Annotated in this window: 14 protein-coding genes; 3 read left to right on the forward strand and 11 right to left on the reverse strand. The window is 59.0% G+C overall.

Translation table 11 applies throughout. From position 1 onward, the window contains the following. Positions 1 to 12 precede the first annotated feature (12 nt). The 3 genes from AMD30_RS15575 (at position 13) to AMD30_RS15580 (ending at position 6,863) form a co-directional block, all read left to right on the forward strand. Positions 13 to 2,751 (forward strand): hypothetical protein, encoded by a 2,739-nt coding sequence (locus AMD30_RS15575; RefSeq protein WP_055476241.1) that lies wholly within the window; start codon positions 13 to 15, stop codon positions 2,749 to 2,751. Between the two features lie 43 nt (positions 2,752 to 2,794). Beyond that, positions 2,795 to 3,043, forward strand: a complete 249-nt coding sequence (locus AMD30_RS25050) for a hypothetical protein (RefSeq protein WP_156354282.1) — start codon at positions 2,795 to 2,797, stop codon at positions 3,041 to 3,043. Positions 3,044 to 3,224: 181 nt separating this feature from the next. Continuing rightward, on the forward strand, positions 3,225 to 6,863 hold the full coding sequence (locus AMD30_RS15580) for an Ig-like domain-containing protein (RefSeq protein WP_055476242.1): 3,639 nt from the start codon (positions 3,225 to 3,227) through the stop codon (positions 6,861 to 6,863). A 56-nt stretch (positions 6,864 to 6,919) separates the two neighbouring features. On the opposite strand, the gene AMD30_RS15585 is transcribed toward AMD30_RS15580, so the two are convergent. The 11 genes from AMD30_RS15585 to AMD30_RS25465 all read right to left on the reverse strand — a co-directional run. Continuing rightward, positions 6,920 to 7,567, reverse strand: coding sequence for an SGNH/GDSL hydrolase family protein (locus AMD30_RS15585; RefSeq protein ID WP_156354284.1), 648 nt, complete (start codon positions 7,565 to 7,567; stop codon positions 6,920 to 6,922). 407 nt (positions 7,568 to 7,974) lie between these two features. Next, on the reverse strand, positions 7,975 to 9,399 hold the full coding sequence (locus AMD30_RS15590) for a polysaccharide biosynthesis tyrosine autokinase (RefSeq protein ID WP_156354286.1): 1,425 nt from the start codon (positions 9,397 to 9,399) through the stop codon (positions 7,975 to 7,977). Then, the gene (locus tag AMD30_RS24615) at positions 9,399 to 10,841 is read right to left on the reverse strand and encodes an O-antigen polymerase (protein WP_084817279.1); all 1,443 of its coding nucleotides are present in this window, start codon (positions 10,839 to 10,841) and stop codon (positions 9,399 to 9,401) included. Before AMD30_RS24615 ends, AMD30_RS15590 begins: the two co-directional genes overlap by 1 nt. Beyond that, entirely contained in the window at positions 10,838 to 11,251 is a 414-nt protein-coding gene (locus AMD30_RS25800; RefSeq protein ID WP_442902714.1) for a serine O-acetyltransferase, read from the reverse strand. The genes AMD30_RS24615 and AMD30_RS25800 overlap by 4 nt, the downstream gene beginning before the upstream one ends. A 206-nt stretch (positions 11,252 to 11,457) precedes the next feature. Continuing rightward, positions 11,458 to 12,543 (reverse strand): glycosyltransferase, encoded by a 1,086-nt coding sequence (locus AMD30_RS25750; protein WP_084817281.1) that lies wholly within the window; start codon positions 12,541 to 12,543, stop codon positions 11,458 to 11,460. A 6-nt stretch (positions 12,544 to 12,549) separates the two neighbouring features. Further along, positions 12,550 to 13,884 carry a lipopolysaccharide biosynthesis protein gene (locus tag AMD30_RS24630; RefSeq protein ID WP_084817282.1) on the reverse strand — a complete coding sequence of 445 codons (1,335 nt, stop codon included), beginning with the start codon at positions 13,882 to 13,884 and terminating at the stop codon, positions 12,550 to 12,552. Beyond that, positions 13,881 to 14,936, reverse strand: a complete 1,056-nt coding sequence (locus AMD30_RS25805) for a glycosyltransferase (protein WP_156354288.1) — start codon at positions 14,934 to 14,936, stop codon at positions 13,881 to 13,883. The genes AMD30_RS24630 and AMD30_RS25805 overlap by 4 nt, the downstream gene beginning before the upstream one ends. Continuing rightward, complete coding sequence (locus AMD30_RS25810) at positions 14,923 to 15,804, reverse strand: glycosyltransferase (RefSeq protein WP_197282793.1); 882 nt, start codon at positions 15,802 to 15,804, stop codon at positions 14,923 to 14,925. Before AMD30_RS25810 ends, AMD30_RS25805 begins: the two co-directional genes overlap by 14 nt. Before the next feature lie 27 nt (positions 15,805 to 15,831). Next, positions 15,832 to 16,776, reverse strand: a complete 945-nt coding sequence (locus AMD30_RS15595) for an NAD-dependent epimerase/dehydratase family protein (RefSeq protein ID WP_156354290.1) — start codon at positions 16,774 to 16,776, stop codon at positions 15,832 to 15,834. 121 nt (positions 16,777 to 16,897) lie between these two features. Further along, complete coding sequence (locus AMD30_RS15600; protein WP_055476245.1) at positions 16,898 to 18,199, reverse strand: UDP-glucose dehydrogenase family protein; 1,302 nt, start codon at positions 18,197 to 18,199, stop codon at positions 16,898 to 16,900. Then, positions 18,199 to 18,379 (reverse strand): hypothetical protein (locus AMD30_RS25465; protein ID WP_231632734.1); only part of this gene is annotated, 181 nt, incomplete at its 5' end. The genes AMD30_RS15600 and AMD30_RS25465, both read right to left, overlap by 1 nt.

The raw sequence follows: 18,379 nt of genomic DNA on the forward strand, positions 1-18,379 counted from the left end.
CGAGGCCGTGAGGTGACCAGCGGAGCCGGCAACCACCCGTACGCGCGGACGTTCACGGGGGTAGCTGTGGCGAGCGGTCTGGCGGTCGTCTCGGCCGTCGTCTACCTCTGCGTACTCGCTCTGGCCCCAGGGGTTCGGCCGTCGGGGATCGGGTGGCTCGGATGGTTCGGCGCACCCGGTTCATGGGTGACCGTGCTGACCATCGTGGTTCTGTTCGGCGCGGCGATCGGCTTTCACTGGCTGGCCCGACGCAGCTGGCCGATCGGCTTCTCCACGATCGTCCTGGCATCCACGGCGATCGCAGCTGCGCTCCTCGCCGTCTCGTCGTACTGGCGTTGTCACGGCGCATCGATGCCAGGCATAGGGCCCTTGGCGTCGTCCTTGTCGCTGTTCGTCGGCAGTTTCGAGAATCCCGTGGTCCCGCCGACCGACCCAACCCACGCGTGGTGTGGTCAGATGCCCGTCGCCCTCGACGTCGCTCGATTCGTCGCCATCGCAACACTTCTGACCGCCGCCATCGCCACCGGATTCCGACTGTTCCGTTCACAAATCGATCGCGCTCGGATTCGCTTCGCCCGTCGCATCACCGCGGTCGTCGGCCTCGACGACGACTGCCTGTCCATTGTCGCGGCGGTGGCAGAAATCCGCACCCCGGGCAACACTCTGGTCGTCATTACCCGCGACGCCAACCGCGACTGCGTCCGCACCGCCCGCGCACTCGGCGCCCGCGTCCTGGAAATCAATCTCCACGAGACCAGAGACCTCGGCTCCCTTCGGATCTGGAGACACCTACGGCGGCTCTACCTGCTGGCCGAGGACCCGGAGGTGAACTTCGACCGTCTCCGCGAGATCGACGCCGCCCGCGAACGTCACGACGCCACGCACCGACGCGGTTCACCAGCCGGCGACCGACCGCGCGTCCGCATTCCGGTGACCGTTCGAATCGACGACCCGTGGCAAGCCGAGATCTGGCGACGCCGCTACCTCGGCGGCGCCCGACACCGCTGGGCTCCCGACGCCATCGGCAAGTACGAACTCACGGCTGCCGCGATCGCTGCCGACTTGCTGGACCGCTCCCCCATCCCCGATACCGTCTACATCTGCGGTTCATCGTTGCTCACCTCAGCGCTGTGTTCGGAATTTGCGCAACTCGCAAGGGAGTTCGAAGAGAAGGAACGAGTCCGCTGCACTCAGCAGAACCGACGACCGGCCGACCTAGCCCGGTGGGAAGCCGACATCGCGGCCATGGAACGCCGCATCGAACAGCTCGCAGCGCAGCGTCGGGACCAGTGGGACGGCACCGACGCCATCGAACACGATGAACTGAAGACGCGCCTGGCCGCCGAACGCCGACACCGTGAGCACACCCCCGACGAGATCCCTCCGGCATCCAACAGTCACGGTGACCGCATTATCATCCCTGAACTCTGCGTGATCGCACCTGATGCGACCGGTCTGGTGCGCGACCACGACATTCGACAGGCGCGCATCGCGTCAGGGCATGCGACTGTCGACATCGATGCCATCGACCGTGACGCGAGCGTCGATGCCATAACCGACATCGTCGACGCCGCGTCTGGAACGCCCGCACTGATTCTCACCGAGAACACACCACAATCAGGCGGAACACGCTTGGCCACAAGGTTTCCCGATCTCCCGATCGTCTCCGCCACCGGCGCCGGGTCCGATGCGAAAGGCCACCTTATCGGCAATCTGACATCGATTCCGGTCACCCTGACCGTGCACGGGGACACCCCTCAGGACACCTGGGAACGTGCCGCCCGACTACTGCACGAGGTGTACAGCATCGGTAGCCCCCGTACCCCGAGCACCATGCCGTGGGCCGAACTCAAGCAGTTCTACCGGGACTCCAATCGACGTGCCGTCCTCAACGCACTGTGGATGGTAGAAGACCAGGACATGGGCAACTCCACCTGGAACTCGCTGGAATCGAACGCGGTGTCCGCGATCCCCACCGACCTCGTCAGTCGGGCTCCCCGCGAGCAGGCCGCCGCCCTCGGCTTCGACGAAGCGCGATTCCTCGCCATGGTCGAGCACGAACACAAGGACTGGTACGACCACCTCGAGGACGCCGGCTGGTCGTATGCGGACCCACCCGTCGGCGAGTCGCGCTCGGAGGCGATCGAACGCAAGACGATCGACGACGAAACCATGACGAATCGTCGAATGATTCCCTGGTCGGAGGTGAGCCGCGGCGGAACGAACAGTTTCGGAGTCAACGAACTTCTGCATTCGGCCGAACAGAACCTGACCGACCTGCTGAGAGTGCTGCGCGTGCTGGGCTTCCGTTCCGTTCCGCGTGACCGCGTCAGCCTCACGACCCTGCAGGAGCCGGGCGGATTCGAGCACGGAGGCACCGACGAATGGGGACGCTACCAGCGGCGCGGCGAGGTCACCGCCCGACGCCGCGAGGATGCGTGGACGTGGACGACAGGCTCGGGAGAGACCATGACAGCCCGGCCAGGCGACTGGGAGGTGACCGATTCCAGCGGCAAGGCCCGGTCAGTCGCAGCCGCGGTCTTCGATCAGACCCACGAACACGTTGGCGCCGACCGATACCGTCGGGTAGGTGTCTTCCGGGCCCGACGGGCTGCGCCGGGCGAGGTCGTCGAGACCCTCGAAGGACCGGTCGTCGCAATCGCCGGCGACTGGATCGTCGAAGGCGCCGACGGAGAACGCTGGCCGGTACCCGATGCACACTTCCGCGCCTCGTACGAACCATTCGCGTGAGTTCGTCGCCGAGACCAGTTCAGGGCGACGCACGCCGCGGTGCATGGCGCTGACGACCAACTCTCAGACCGAGCCGCCAAACGCAGGTATCCTGTGCGGCATGACAAAGCGGCGTCTGAAGATCGAAATGACTTGTGAACCAGACAAATACGATGCGATAGCGAACCTCATCTGGCACGTGATGAACACCCAGGGTGTCGAGTATGACGTGTTCCAAGACCGCCAGGCCAACGCGGGTGATCTCAACAAACACTGGGACGCGCTGGGCCAGACCAACCGCTGGCGCGGGTAGCCGGGTGTCGGCTCGGCGGTGGCACCGATAATGAAAGCGCGTGTTTCGTGTCCCAAGCGCGCCCCACGCCGAAGTTCCCCTGAACGGGTGACAACCGTTGGCTGGCATGACTGTTGTGCGCCAATTAGATTCAGTGTGTCCGATTCGTCCGCGTCGGATCACAACTGGGGAGAGCCACTGCATGTCCGCATCATCGATCAAGAGGTTCACCCTGCCACGTCGCGTCGTCGCGTCGTCGGGCATCGCCGCCGCCCTGTTCGTCGCCGGCCCAGTCGCGGTCGCAACAGCCGATGACGCGACGAGCACGACGTCGGACTCATCGACGACCGGCGAAGTCTCCACTGAAACGGCGGGCGAAGAGGACGGCGGTACCGACGCTCTCGCTGAGACGAGCCTCGATGACGGTTCTACTACTGACAGCGAAGACACCGATGACGCCGGCGGCGCCCCAGGCGGCAGCGAGATCGAACCCGCGGCCGCCAGTAACCCGCCCGTGGCGCCGGAGCCTACGCCCGCGGTGTCGGCTGCCAGCGAACCGTCTGAAGCAGCCGAACCGGTTGCGCCACCCCCGCTCTCGAACTTCCTGCCTCCCGCTTCTTCCTCGGAGGACTCCGCCGAAAACAGCCTTGAAGAGGACCCGGCGGACGAGAGCTCCGATGAACCGGTCGACACGCACGAACCACTACCTGACCCCCTTGTCGACCACACCACCCCACCCGCGTTCCAGGTAACGCTCGACGCGGGCGAAGTAACCGCAGCGTCTGACCAGGTCATCTCAGCCGCTGAACCGCTCATCGAAGTCGACGGCGACGGGTCGGTCTTTTATCAACTCATTCACGGAACGGGCACCGAGGGTCTGATCCTCTTCAACCAGAGCGCCATGATGCTGGGCGTCCTGAGCCGCCGCGGGCGTGGCAGCGGGCAGGACTATGCGGCGCTGCTGGGCCCAGGTGAAAGAGGTTTCCTGCCGGCTCGAGTCATCACCGAGGGCTCGCTGGGCAAGCACGCTTGGGACGACGAAGCAGGCACGGTGGATCTGAGCACGTCAACGCTGAAGCGGTTCTTCGACCGCGCCCTTGTCACGCTGCAGGCGCCGACCGACCTTTCACAGCCCACCGTCGCGGAGTCCGATGCCGCCTCGAGCGCGGTGTTCGTCACCAGCGTGGCCGCCGCGGAGGATGATCCCGACAACCGCTTCCTAGACCCGTCAGACGCCGACTGGGCAGCTGGGTGGGCCGACAATGTCGACGCCACGCCTCCCCCTGGAACGAGCTATAGCGTTGGCGAGGATGGCTCGGTCACCATCCACAACGACAGCGACGTCGACATCGCGGTCATCAGCCCGTACCACGGTATGTGGTCGGATCAGGGGCTGACGGTCATCCGGCCAGGCCAGGCATACACGATCCCAGAAACGCAAGAGGACTCATCTGCGTTCAACGCTTACTGGGTGCAATCGGAACGCCGGGAGGGCCAGGCTGTGGTCATCGCGCAGGTCATCACCGCAGGTGGCCAGGTAGTGGTCGCGCCTGCAGCCGAAGGCCATCCCGAACAGAGCCGGTGGCTTCCACTGCACGGAACCACTCCCGTTGATGTCGAGGGCATCGACCCCGGCGACCGATTCCTCGATCCCGGCGACTATCTGGCCCCGGGCGGAAGCAACCTCGAGCCCTCGTACGGCAACCCCGAGACCGCAGGTGTCAACTATTCTGTGGTCGACGACGACCATATCCGTATCCACAATGACGGCACCGGTGCGATCGCAGTCACGCAGAGCACGCCGGGTGGACAGCTGCTCGGATTCGACGTCCTGGCACCGGGCGAGTCCAAGGTGTACGGCACAGTCCCGGGCGGTCATGCGATCGTTTCGGTCCAAGCGGAGCGCAGCGCCGACGGCAAACCCGTGCTGCTCGGCGGAGTCGGCACATCTCCGATCGACGGGACCATCGCCGGGACTGCACCATATGACGGCTACCCGGCAATACCGTTACGGGACACTCCCCTACCGGAGAATCACGCTCCGACCGGCGAAGTGGTCGCGCAGCCGAAGCCCGCCGACCAACGCGAACGCGTCTATACAGTCAACGGTTTCGACATCGACGGCGACACACTGACATTCAGCATCCACACGCCACCGTCCCGGGGCACCCTGGTCGACAACGGCGACGGCACCTTCACCTACACGCCGACAAACCCGGATGATCTGCACGAAGGGTCCGTCAACGACCAGTTCCTCATCGAAATCTCGGACGGCCGCGGCGGTACCGCGCTGGCACCAGGTTTCGTCTTCTACAGTTTCGAGAACGTCAACGAGGAGCCGCTCATCGAATCGGTCACCGGCGGGCAGGACGCCATCGGCAACGGCGCGTGGTTCGTCGTGATCAGCGATTCCGACGGAGATCCGATCGGGGTCAGCGGCTACGGCCGGCCGACCTTCGGGACTGTCACGGCGCAACAGGTTTTCAGCGAACCGGACCCGGTGACCGGAGTATCGACAGCCGTTCCAGGGCAGTACATCGTGAACTACGTCCCCGACCTCGAGCGCGCACATGAGGGCGCCTACGACGACCAGTTCACCCTCACGTTCAGCGACGGCCACGGCGGCACGGTCTCCGAGACCATCACCGTGCAGGTCCCGCTCTACAACCAGAACCCGTACGGTAGCGCCCACCCCACCGGCGACTCCCCGATCCTGGATCAGTACGGCGAGCAGGTGGGCACCATCACGAATGGGCCAGAGTACGTGCTCGAGCTCGAACTCCACGACGACGACGGCGACGCGGTCACCGTGTCCTCGGTGTCGACGTCCAACGGCGGTACCGCGTTACTCCGGGATGGGTTTGTCATCTACACGCCCAAGCCCTCTGTGGACGGGCGCTATGTGACCACTGACCAGAATGGGAATGTTCGGTACGACTACGTGTACTACGACACCATCACGGTCACCATCGAGGATGTGCTAGGCGGGACGAGCACGACGACCGCACAGGTTCTGGTCGTCGACACCAGCTCATTGCCCTGGGTGCTGGACAGCCGGGGAGACATCCTGATGGTCACACCGGGGACCGATGCCGCAACCGACATCGTCCGTGCAATGCGGTATCGAGACGACGACGCCTACGTCGATCTCATCGCCGTGCTGATCGAGCACGGAATCACAGGCTCCTACGCAGCCGATTTCGCCGAGTTGAGGAGCATCGCCGACCAGACCGGCCTGACCTACCAGCAGGTGAGAATGCTCCAGGATTGGGCAGACGACGGTATCGACCTGCTCGGGGTGCTGCTGGGAACCGAGTCGGCCATCGGTTTGATCAAGCAGATCAACGCGTTCCGCGAGGTTCAGGACGCGGCGCAACAGCGCCGTCTCGCCGCGTTCGTCGCCCCGACCCTGCGTCAGGTGGCCGACAGCAACCCGTTGATCCGGGAGCAGTACTTCGCACGCACCGAGGTCACCGACCGACTGTGGAATCTCACCCGTGAACTCCGAGGCGGCATTGCCGCTTCCACAAGGGTTGGACTCCGAGCCCTCGGACCAGTCGGCACGGTTGTCGGTGCCGGTCTCGTCATCCATGACTTCGCCACAGCGGAAACTCCCCGCGACTACGCCCACGCCAGCGTCGACGCCGCAGCGACGGCACTACCGGTCATCGGACTCGTCGGGTGCGCCTTCGGCCCACTTGGTTGCGTCGTCGGTGTCGCGGTGGGCAGTGCGGCGGGGTTTGGCCTCTCCGGCGGCAACGCGGTCGCCAGAACCTGGTGGGACACGATGGAATCGGAAACTTCAACTCAGAATTCGTCGTCCCGTCGAGCAAGCGTGTAGGTCTTGCGGTTTGACGACGATGACCTGGCTATCAATCGTCCCGGCGCTTTGTTGTGTTAAGAGCCCTTCGGGGGCTGACCGTTATCGAAGAAATCGGACAATGCTTCAATCATCTTGATTCCGAGATAACGGTGCCCTGCGACGGTAGGCTGGCGGGTAGTTGGGTCGATGTAGTTATCGACCGTACGATCGGTGATCCACCTACGGGCATACGGGTTGATGACGTAGGCGCCCTCTTTCCGAGCCGCCCATGCGATCTGCGAGTTCATCGCACCCGATCGGTCATAGATCTGAGCGCGGTTCACGATCGGGCCTAGCACTACAAGCCTCGCGTTGGGGAATTGCTGCTTAGCGAGCCGTATCGTCCCGACTGCCGCGTGCCCCAGATCAGACCCGTCGATGTCGCTCAGGCTGCCCTGCAACACGACGAGCTTCGCTTGCGGGTTGACACGCTGAGCCCTCAACCTCTGTTGATACGTGCCCGCCCCAGACGCACCGGCGCTAACGTACCCGGTGTTGCTGGCGGAATCGATAGTCGTTCTTGCTCGCAAATGGATCCCAACTATCTGCGCGAACCCCGCACCGGACGGCACCCCGTGACCACCCACCCATGAGTCTCCGAAGAATACGACCTCCTCGCCCGGCGCAACGAGTGGCAATGGCGGCAGCCCGACATCCGAACCGGGAAGCGGTTCGTTGGGCACTGTCCAATCGTTGGACGTTGCTGTCGCGGGCCGACCTGCATCGTTCGAAACGACTGGGGTAGACCGCGCCGCGCCGTAAACTATTGCGGCAACAAGAGCGACGGAAAGGCAAGCAATTGCGACAATTGCAAACTTCGGTGGTGTGTTGGTACTACGGCTCCTAGTCCTTGGCATGACTACATCTTCCCTTATCGCTATGTATCCGGCATATGGGGCCCACCTCACCCGCCAATATCGTCACTCATACCCCAGAGCAACCACCAGACCGCAGTCGCGAACACTGCAACCCACCCCGGCGCACCGACTAAGTTAATCAGATCGTAAGATCAGCCTCCGCAATCTGAACTGCGCTCACCACAAACTTGTCGCCGCGATCAGATTCGAATAGCGGTCGCAGTTCAAATGCTCTATACGTCCGACGTTCCGGGCCCATAGTAGTAGTGACCATAACGTCCGTTTGCCTCAATCGAGCCATTGAGGACGACTCCAAGGACATCAGCTGAAGACCTACGGAGCGACTCGATTGTCGACACGAAATCGGGTTTTGTTGTCCTCCCAGCACGTACGACAACGATAATTCCGTCACACCACTGCGAAGTCACTGCGGCGTCCGATAGGGGCATGACCGGTGGCGTATCCACAATAACGCAATCGTATTGACTCGAAAGATCCTCAAACACACGGGCCGCTTTCTGCGAACCCAGAAGCTCCGAAGGGTTAGGCGGCAGACCACCGCTCGCGAGCAAGTCTAGGCGCTCGATATCGGTACTCTGCACGACAAGTTCAATATCCGCCGCCTCCCGTAAAACATCAGTCAACCCCACTGCAGGGTTGAGGCCGAGGATCTGCGCCACACGAGGTCGCCTTAAGTCAGCATCAACCAGGAGGACGCGCTTTCCCGCCTCGGCCAGAACAAGCCCGAGATTGACGGAGGTGGTGGTCTTTCCCTCGGATTCGTTCGCACTGGTGACAACAATCCTCCGGGCGGGGTGATCTACGTTCATAAACGACAAATTGGTCCGAAGTCTTCGATAGGACTCAGACGACGGGGACGCTCCACCTGCCACAGTTGAAGCAGACAAGTTTGTCACATCACTATTATCTGGCACCTCAGCCAACACCACACAATCAGACAGTTCCGTGATCTCATCTGCACTATGAACCCGGTTGTCCAAACGGCCACGAAGTAGAACCAACGCAACGCCTAGAAACAGGCCGGCGAGAACTCCGCCAAATGTATTACGCAGAGTTTGAGGTTCAACCGGTGAAGCCGACGGGACTGCACGACTTACGATCGTCAGCTTTGCGAGCGCCTCACCGCCACCGCTCGGCTCCTCGAGAGTGGCGACATAGGCGCTAAGAGATGCCGCGACAGCGTTTGCGATCGACGCCGCAGTATTCGGATCGGGATCCTTTGCGCTTACAGATAGCAGAACCGTTTCAGGCCGACTTGACGCTTCTATCGCAGCGCGCGCCTCATCGACCGATATATCAAGTCCGCCATCGCTCAGCGCCTTTGTGACCACCGATTCAGAGGTAGCTAGCTCCGCATAGGAGACAACCCGCTGCTGAGACGCCAAAGACCCTTGATACGCACTCTGCGCATTGGCGTCAGAGCCGGATGTTACGTACAAAGTCGCAGCGGAACTATACACTGGGGTCGACAGAAGACTGTAGACGATTAAGACAAGGCCCCCAAGAAGGCCACACAGCACAATGATCCACCAGCTTCGGCTGAGCCGCGACACCCATTCCCGCACGCCGTTGCGAGTCGCCAATTTCTCGGCGAGCGCGACCGAACTGTCTGTACTTAAGTTGCCGTCAATTGCCATCAAGAATCACTTCCCTTTGTACGAACCTCAGACATCCGCGCAACCTCTTGAACAGCGGAACGTGGGCCAGGTCTATCGACATAACGGCTTAACGCGCGCAAGAGCAGCCCGGCAAAGACGCACATGACCGCGTAACGAAAATCGCGCACGAGCGTCATACTAAAAAAAGACATTGCAAGGGTAGCGATACCAAGTGCCGCAAGTGGTAGAAAAAACACTGAAAGGCGCGCCAGCACCATACGATGAGACGCACCCACGAACACACCTAGCGCGATACCGCCGATTATGAGCCCGCTAAACCCATAATCGTAGATCGGATAGATCACAAACGTGTACACATTTGACGTCGATCCAACCAGATCTGGGCCCGTAGATACGAAGTTCAGACTTGCGGGGGGCGAATCTGAGACTAGACCAAACCGCGATGCGATTCCGAACAGGCCTTGAAAAGTCCACGCACCGTATCCGCCACCCAGAACCGATGGATCGCCGAGCACCTTAGGAGGAAACGGGCTGAAAGCCCCTGTAAAAGCTCCAGCAAGCGACGGATCAAGCCGCACGAGACCATTCAGGCCGGAGATACCAGAATAAATGTACGCGAACGGCCCAGCCTGAACATCGCCGTGCCCCGCACCTGAGCGCCGCGAAAGTATCGGCTGCAGAATAGCGACTAGTGCGATTACGCCAAGCGCTAACAGACTACCCCAAGAGCGCGCTGAACTCGCCAGAGGCGGCCTACGTGCAGTGTCGATACGCGAAAAATAGAACAGCGAGGCTAAGTACAGAACTGCCGCATACAGAAATGCGGCGCGTTCAAGCATAAACACTGCGTACACAGCAATGACCGCAAGTGGGAATAGTCCTCGAAATACAGAACCATTAAGAGTCAAGTAGGATCCTGTAAATACCGACGCAAGACCTAGGAACAAAGCATAACCTATTACTGCTAGCACCAATCCGCCACCGCTCAGTGAGCCTTGAACTTCGTCCAATCGCTCCATCAAGTAAGCCCGCCGGAAGCTCAAACCTTCGCCGCCGGTCAGAACCCCCCTCAGACCGCCTACCTCAGCCAGAAGCGGCCATACTTTGTAGAGCTGGAGTACAACAAAGAACGTTAGCGCAATGCACAACAAGCTATGCCATGTTCTTATGCGATCGCTATCGAAAATAACAGATTCATTCCTGGCGCCTAACCGAGCCAATTGCTGAACACCAAATCCCAGCAGCACCCCCGATACTCCAATGCCAATCAGAAGGACCGTTCTACTCTCGAGCGGGAACACGCTCTCCCCAGCAAGGAGAAACAGAGCGAGAGCGAGACACCACACGGCTAAGAACACGACTAGCGGCAGATACCGATCCCTCCCGATCCGCCACATCAGCAACGCACCGACCGCGCAGCCGCCGGATGCAATCCATCCGGTTAAGGTTCCCACGCTCACGAGAGGACGTCTCCAGACATTTCAATGTGATCCGACGAAGGATCCCCTTCTTTTGCCACCGCTGGCACGCCGACCACAAGAGCCCCGGAAGGCATACTCTTCGTGACCACAGCATTAGCACCGACGCGGCACTGGGTGCCAAGAGTCAGATTCCCTAGCACCCTTGCGCCCGCACCAACTACAACCCGGTCGCCTATTGTCGGAGAACTGACAGAGCCCTCACCTGGGTTGCCGTTCCCACCGAGCGTGACGCCTTGTTGAAACAGGCACCTATCCCCCACTACGCAGTAGGGTCCCAGCACAACCCCTACAGGATGGGGGAGGACCAAACCGGGCCCGACGGAAGCCTGCCAGGCCAGATCGGCTCCAGTCAAGAATTGATTAAACTGTTTGATCAGGCCGGCAGCCATACTGCTTCGGGTTCCGACAACTTGCGCCACGCGGAACAGCAAGACGGAAACATACCGGGCTGTCAGACACGTGCGCAAGACCGCCTTCGTCTTCTTCGCGTTGGGATAGTCCGCCTCAGTAACAGCCAAGTTGGCTGAGAGGTCCTGCGTCACGCGCGCCAAACTCTTGATCACAACATCTCCCTTAACGAAGCCAGCCGAGCAGCTCAACCATCGACTTGCGCAACAATCTCAGCTAATCGATCACGAAAGCCGCCTGCGCTGTATCTATCTCTTGCCGCGTCCCTGATGGCAGCATAGTCCCAATCCATGTCAAGCGCTCGGCGGATTCCTTCTATCACCGACAGTGTGTTGTGCTCATCGAAGAACGTCCCTGAAAAGCCCTCTTCAACGGTATCTAACGCTCCGCCCCCGCGAAACGCCACAACGGGTGTGCCCTGGGATTGCGCTTCGACTACCGTGATTCCGAAATCGTCCTCGCTTGGGAAGACCAGCAGCCTATGCGACGCATAGAGATCGGCTAGAGCGTCACGGCTTACCCATCCCTTGAACTCCACGTTGGCGGGTGCGTCTCCACGAATCGACTCCAGATCACGGCCGTCGCCAATTACTGTCAGTTTTTCGTCCGGCAGCTCTTGCATGGCCGACACTAGTAGCCCAAGCTTCTTGTAGGGCTCAATTACACGGCCTACCCAGAGAATCCCGCTACGCACGGAACCATCTTCAATATTCAAACCTGCAGGCGGGAGATCGAGTGGCGGCGCAACAATCTCCACTCTGTCGATTCCGTAGTACCGTGAAATCCGATCTCTGACTGCCCTACTCGTGGCAATATATAGATCGGCACGCGAGGCGACAGCTTTATCTCGAGCACGCATTGGCCGCGCAAACAGATCGACTGCCAGACGCTGCTTCCAGTCGCCAGCAGACCTCATCTCGTTAGATGCACTCCAAACCTGCCGTAAGGGACTGTGGCAGTACACCACCTTCGAGCCTGTGTTTGGAATGTGATGCGCAAACGCGTACGACGACGCAATCACATTTCCTTCGATTGGCCTCATTCGAGCCAGGGCCATCTGATATGTCGCGACAAAGTACCGATAACTGCTCGCGGTTATGAATCCAGGTGCCAGGACTCGCGCATTTCGCGCCATGCTGCTCATCACTCTACGATCGCCCGCAATACAAAGCAAAGCCGGATCGCCAAGCATCTCGCAGATCTGCTGTGTAACCAGTTCCGCCCCGCCATACACGAAAGCGAAGTCATGCGTAACCGTCCAAGTCCTGGCCATAGTTGTTTAGGTGTCCTGTTTCGACGTAGGTTGTGACGACTCTCGGCAATTACCCGACTGCACCGTCCGCGCTCGCGCTTGCATTCTCTCGCGTCTAAGACCAAGGACGAAACAGAGGATAATAGTTATCGATAGTAGAACCGTTGCAGCGATTGTTGAGACGGCCGCGCCCACCCATCCCAGTCCTGGCACAAGCACCATGTTGAGACCGATCGCAGCAGCCGCGCTAACGCCCTGGAGAAGTGCTCTTGTGCGTTGCTGGCCAACACCCATGAGCGCATCACCAAACAGATAGTTGATTCCTTGAAAGAGTGGAACAGCACAGAGAAGAGTCACGGCGGCGCCAGCGTCCTCGAACGAGTCCCCAAGAACCTCGGGAATAAAGGGAGCAATGAGCGCAACGACAACGGCAGCAAAAACTCCGTACGCTATTACGATGGCTGAAATACGGCGAACAACCCGCCACGACGCTGCGTATCCTCCCTGCCCAGCACGAAACAGCGCAGTGTTCATCGAGTAGACGACCGCTTGCACCGGCACAGTCGCGAAGCTTGTCAACCGACTTGCGATAGCATACGCACCAGTGGAGTCCTGACCTGGGCTGTACCGCGTAAGAAAGTACTTATCTGCATCGACATATGTCGTGCGAGAACTGATTCCTATTGCGAACCAGATTCCTACGCGCCACGTCGAAGCCAGGGCCGTCGGACTAAGTTTTGGCAAACCGTAACGGTAAACACAGTATCCGGTGATTGAAATACCCATGACCACGCTTACTAGAGCGTATACCAAAGCCCAGCTCGCGGCAGTCTGTGCCTCAGGAAAGTATTCGGCGAAGTATAGAATAGCTGCCAGCCGCGTGCCGGCAGTCGCTATCATAAAAATCGCCGTTCGACGCAATTTGTCCTGGGATTGATTAACCTGATAGCCCAGGTCTAATAGACTTGTAAATATTAGTTCGGAGCACGCGAGAATCAGGACTACCTGCCCGAAGTAGGTCGACGAAGCGTATCCAGCGCCCACGGCAATTGCGCCGAGCGGGACGGAAGACACCAAAATGTAGACTATGGCCGTCCCATACTGATGCTTAAATCTTGAGGAATCGCGGGCGACGCGCATGACCATGACGCTCCCAGCTCCGACACCGGTAAAACTCATGCACACCGTGACCAGGGCCAATGCGCCGGCGAAAGTCCCGTACTCGGACGCCTGTAGCACACGCGCCAACACAAGAAAATAGATACCCTGGAATCCAAACGAGCAGATATACGCTACAAGCATCCACACCGCTGCCGAAGGCAGCTTTCGAAGCCGTGAAGTTACTACGTTCACTTTGCTCATTGACTTCTGCGCGAAAACATTCGAGTAATCACCGTATGTCGCGGCATTGTTGCCACCGCTAGAACCGCACGCGCATATGTTACCGCGGAGCGCCAATGACCGTGCCGGAGAGACAGTAGAAGGACAGCGAAAGTGTACAGCGCACCGTTGACAATTAGCCTTACGTAGTCACTCAGTGCGGTACACCGGGCGATGTCGAAAAATACTCGATTTCGTACAGAAAGGTAAAGCCGATCTGATTGATCCGATGTTAGCATCCCCACTAGGCCTGCACCGCTCGCTTGCTGAGTCCACTTCGCGTCTCGTTCATCGACCTTCGCCGACTCGACCCACACTAGAGGCACACCATTCCTGTTGAATCTGAACGTGTACTCCGTGTCGTCCTCATAGACAAAGTGGGCAAGCGATGGTGTGCCGTACTCCGTGGCGAGTCTTGCGTTAATGAGCATGCCGCCGTAGGGCCCGTATGGAATCTGTCGCATGCTGGGCGACTCCGTGAACGCTTCAGGGGTGGGGAGATGCCCGAGACCTCTCTGAATACACGCCTCCAGACGACTCAGGACATCAAAGTAGATGTACGATCCTGGAGCTGGATAGGCGTCGTCAACGGCCATCCCTCGCGACAAACGGGAATGCAGAGGATTCGCTGTTCGATTAGCAAAGACAACGCAGACCTGACCTGTACGCTGCTCTATTGCTGTCGCCGCCTCCAGTAACAACTGAAGGCAATCAGGTCGGGGTAGATTATCGTCATCCAACAGCCAAAGCCGATCGGCGTCGGTCGCTAAATAGCCCGCGGCCTCTATACCCATAGCGTAGCCACCGGCCGATCCGAGATTTGTTTCGCTCAGGACTATGTCCACTGCTGGATTGCGGGACCATCGCTCGTGTATCGCAGCGGAGGCGGTTGGACTCGAGCCGTTGAGCACAACCACGACCCTTGCAGCTCGCGCGTCGAGCGCGGCTCGAACAGTCTCATTGCAGAGCCCCGCTCGATCACCGTAGGTGACGGTGACGGCGATGACAATACCCTCACCATCAGTTTGGAACATCTGGCCACCCCGGGACGCCCGCACGCCGAGCGCGGTCACATACTTGCTGAACGCGGTCTAGTTCAATCTCTGAGATGGCTTCAAACTTTCGCTTGTACATCGCTGCCGATAGTCCACAAATCGAAACACCACTAAACACAAACTGTTTGCATTGCGATTTGCAGACCCGCATGCGTGTAGCATTGTTGCCTATAATTTGAGGCGCGTGGGTCCGCAGGACACGCCGATGGAATCTAGAACTCAATGCTTGCTTCTCTCGGCTCAGAACCGGGCTAATACGGTAGAACAGCAAAGGTTCGTCAAGCTTTTCGAGCCTAACAGTCTTGCAGGTGCGGGCCCATAGTTCCATGTCCTGGCACCTGAGCATGGACTCGTCATATGGGTTGTCACGGAACCAGGTGGCTCTCCCCGCTACTGTTGGGTGGGAGACCACATTACTACGGAAATACTCTTGAGGCGACTTGGGTGCTCCGGGTTCGCTGTACTTACCACGCACGAGCCCACCGTCGTCGATTACCCAAGCCCGTGTACCTAAAATATCGAGATCGCCGGAGAGTAGACGATTACTCTGAATCTCGACTCGCCTGGGGTGCATGATGTCGTCAGAGTCCATGCGGAAGAGTATGCGGGTCTTGCAGGCGGCCGAAATCTCGTTCAAACGGGCCGCAAGTCCGAGCTGCCGGCCGTCATGCACTACCGTTACTCGTTCATCTTCGATTGCGCGGAGGTGATCGACCACGGCATCCGTTGCACCGTCCGAAACTAACGTTAGTAGCCAGTCGTCAGCAGTTTGCGAATATACCGATCGGACGGACTCTATTAAGCCATTTGCGGTTCCGGAAAACGGAATGGCGATAGTTACTGTCACTGTTTTTCCTATACCGAAGACGTTAATCTATGAGAAGACTTCATCCGCCCAGCTCAGTTGTTGCGCAAGGCCCTCTTTTAGGTCCACCGCGGGTTTCCATCCGAGAACTGCCTGCGCGCGCCGAGTATCTCCTGATGTGCAGCGGACGTCCCCGAGGGCTACGTCGCTGTAGTCCACAGAGAGATCTCGGGACGTAAGACTCCGAAGGATATCGAGCACATCATTAACCGACGCGTGTGTTCCGCCCGCAATATTTACAACATCGCCAGGAGTATAGTCGGCAACCAACGCACGTAGATTTGCCTTGACAACGTCATCAACGTAAGTGAAATCACGGGTCTGCTCACCATTTCCGTATACGGAGATAGTATTGCCGTTTACAGCCGCCTTACAAAAACGGGTAAAGGCCATGTCGGGCCGCTGCCCGGGCCCGTACACTGTAAAGTACCTTAGAGAGATTGATGGGATGTCGAAGTTCTTTGCATATACATTGCATAGATGTTCTGCGGCGAGCTTGGTAACTCCGTATGGGCTGCGGGGATTGGGTGTAACGTTCTCGGGAGTAGGCATGGTCTCGGCGTCCCCGTAAACGCTGGATGAGGACGCATATATAAACTTTTTGAGAGTCCTAGACCCCTTGAGAGCCTCAAGTAGAAGCTGCGTTGCTGCGACGTTGTTGTCAATGTAGCCTTCGAAGCTTGCACCCCATGACGGACGTACGCCAGGCTGTCCTGCCTGATGGAACACTGCTTCGACCCCATCTAGTAACGGAGGCAGAGATACTTCGTTGATGCTTTTATCGGTCAGCCGCAGGCCTTTCCCAATTAGTTCTTCGACATTACGTCGCTTTATCGACTCATCGTAGTACCCGTTAAACGAATCGATCGCCGAGACCTCGTGGCCCTGCGCTAGAAGTGCACGGGCGATCCGTGATCCAATGAAGCCTGCAGCGCCAGTGACAAGTATTTTCAATGTTCCTCGATTCATTCTTGGCCGGAGATCGCTCGACTTACGAGCAAGTACTGCCGCTTCAATTGGCGGCGTTAAGTGTTATCGCTTATCACGCCAGGATCGAGTGCCGACATAGCTCACACTAGGCGTAGTATTGCCAACCCGCCGCCTCCCAAACCTCGGCGTTGAGACACATCCGTCCATCTACGACTCTTCTATTTCTAACAGTTTCGCTGAGTAGATGTGGGTCTAAGTCAGCGAACTCTTGCCACTCCGTCAGTACCAGCACGACGTCAGCCGTGTCGCACGCGTCTACTGCGGAGGCGGCATAATCAAGGGTCGGAAACAGTTTTCTCGAGTTGTCCATTGCCTTGGGGTCGTACACCGTTACTGATGCGCCCTGAAGCTGAATTTGACCGGCGACGTTGAGCGCTGGCGAATCACGAACGTCGTCAGATTCCGGCTTGAAGGCTGCCCCGAGAATTGCAATGCGCTTACCCAACAACGATCCACCACACACCTGCCGGGCAAGCTCAACCATGCGAGTACGCCGCCGCATGTTCACATTGTCTACCTCGCGGAGGAAGCTCAGCGCCTCGGCGGCTCCTAGTTCGCCGGCCCTTGCCATAAAGGCGCGAATATCTTTAGGGAGGCAGCCGCCTCCGAAACCGAGTCCTGCATTCAAGAACTTCCTGCCGATACGGGCATCGTGGCCGATCGCGTCTGCGATAGCTTTAACATCCGCCCCCGCCGCATCACAAACCTCAGCAATTGCGTTTATGAACGATATTTTAGTGGCCAAGAATGCGTTCGCTGAAGTCTTGACCAATTCGGCTGTCGGCGGGTCTGTAACTATGAAGGGTGTCTGCGCCTGCACAATCGGCGCGTAGATTTCTCGACAGACCACCTCCGCGCGACCGCCCGGAAAAGCGCCGACTACCACCCGATCCGGATGGAGCGTGTCTGCTACTGCGAAACCTTCACGGAGAAACTCGGGGTTCCATGCGATCTCAACTTCGACATCCTTCGCGAGTTCGTCTGCTCGATCGGACAAACGCTGGGCGGTTCCGACGGGTACCGTGGATTTGCCGAGGATGAGTGAATTCCTGGTTAAGAGGGGTATCAATTCTTCGATTGCTGCATCTACATACGCCAAGTCCGCGCTGTACTCACCTTTTTTTTGCGGAGTCCCTACCGCAATGAAGAATACATCGGCGAAGTCCGCTGCTTCGGCGTATGAATCCGACACCCGCATTGCGCCAGAGTTAATGTGACGGTTCAACAGTTCCGGTAAGTCGGGTTCGTAAAATGGAACTTGACCAGCACTCAGTTGGGCACGCTTTTCGGGCACTACTTCAATACCAAGGACTTCGTGCCCGAGTTCCGCCATGCACACAGCATGTGTCGCGCCTAGGTACCCGAGGCCTAAAACTACCATTCGCATCAGTACGGGCCATCCTTCACTATTGCTGTTTTTCGATTCTCAGTCGTGCCTGATTGGCCGTACTTTACAATTGACTGGATTGTCGGCGTCGCCTCTCGACCGTTCTCTGTGATCCCGATTTGGTACCCTTCGATCGCGAGGTTGCAGCCGTCAGACAGTGCGTTCGGTGGTGGCGTACTT

The organism is Gordonia sp. HS-NH1 (genome assembly GCF_001418765.1).
Taxonomy (GTDB): domain Bacteria; phylum Actinomycetota; class Actinomycetes; order Mycobacteriales; family Mycobacteriaceae; genus Gordonia.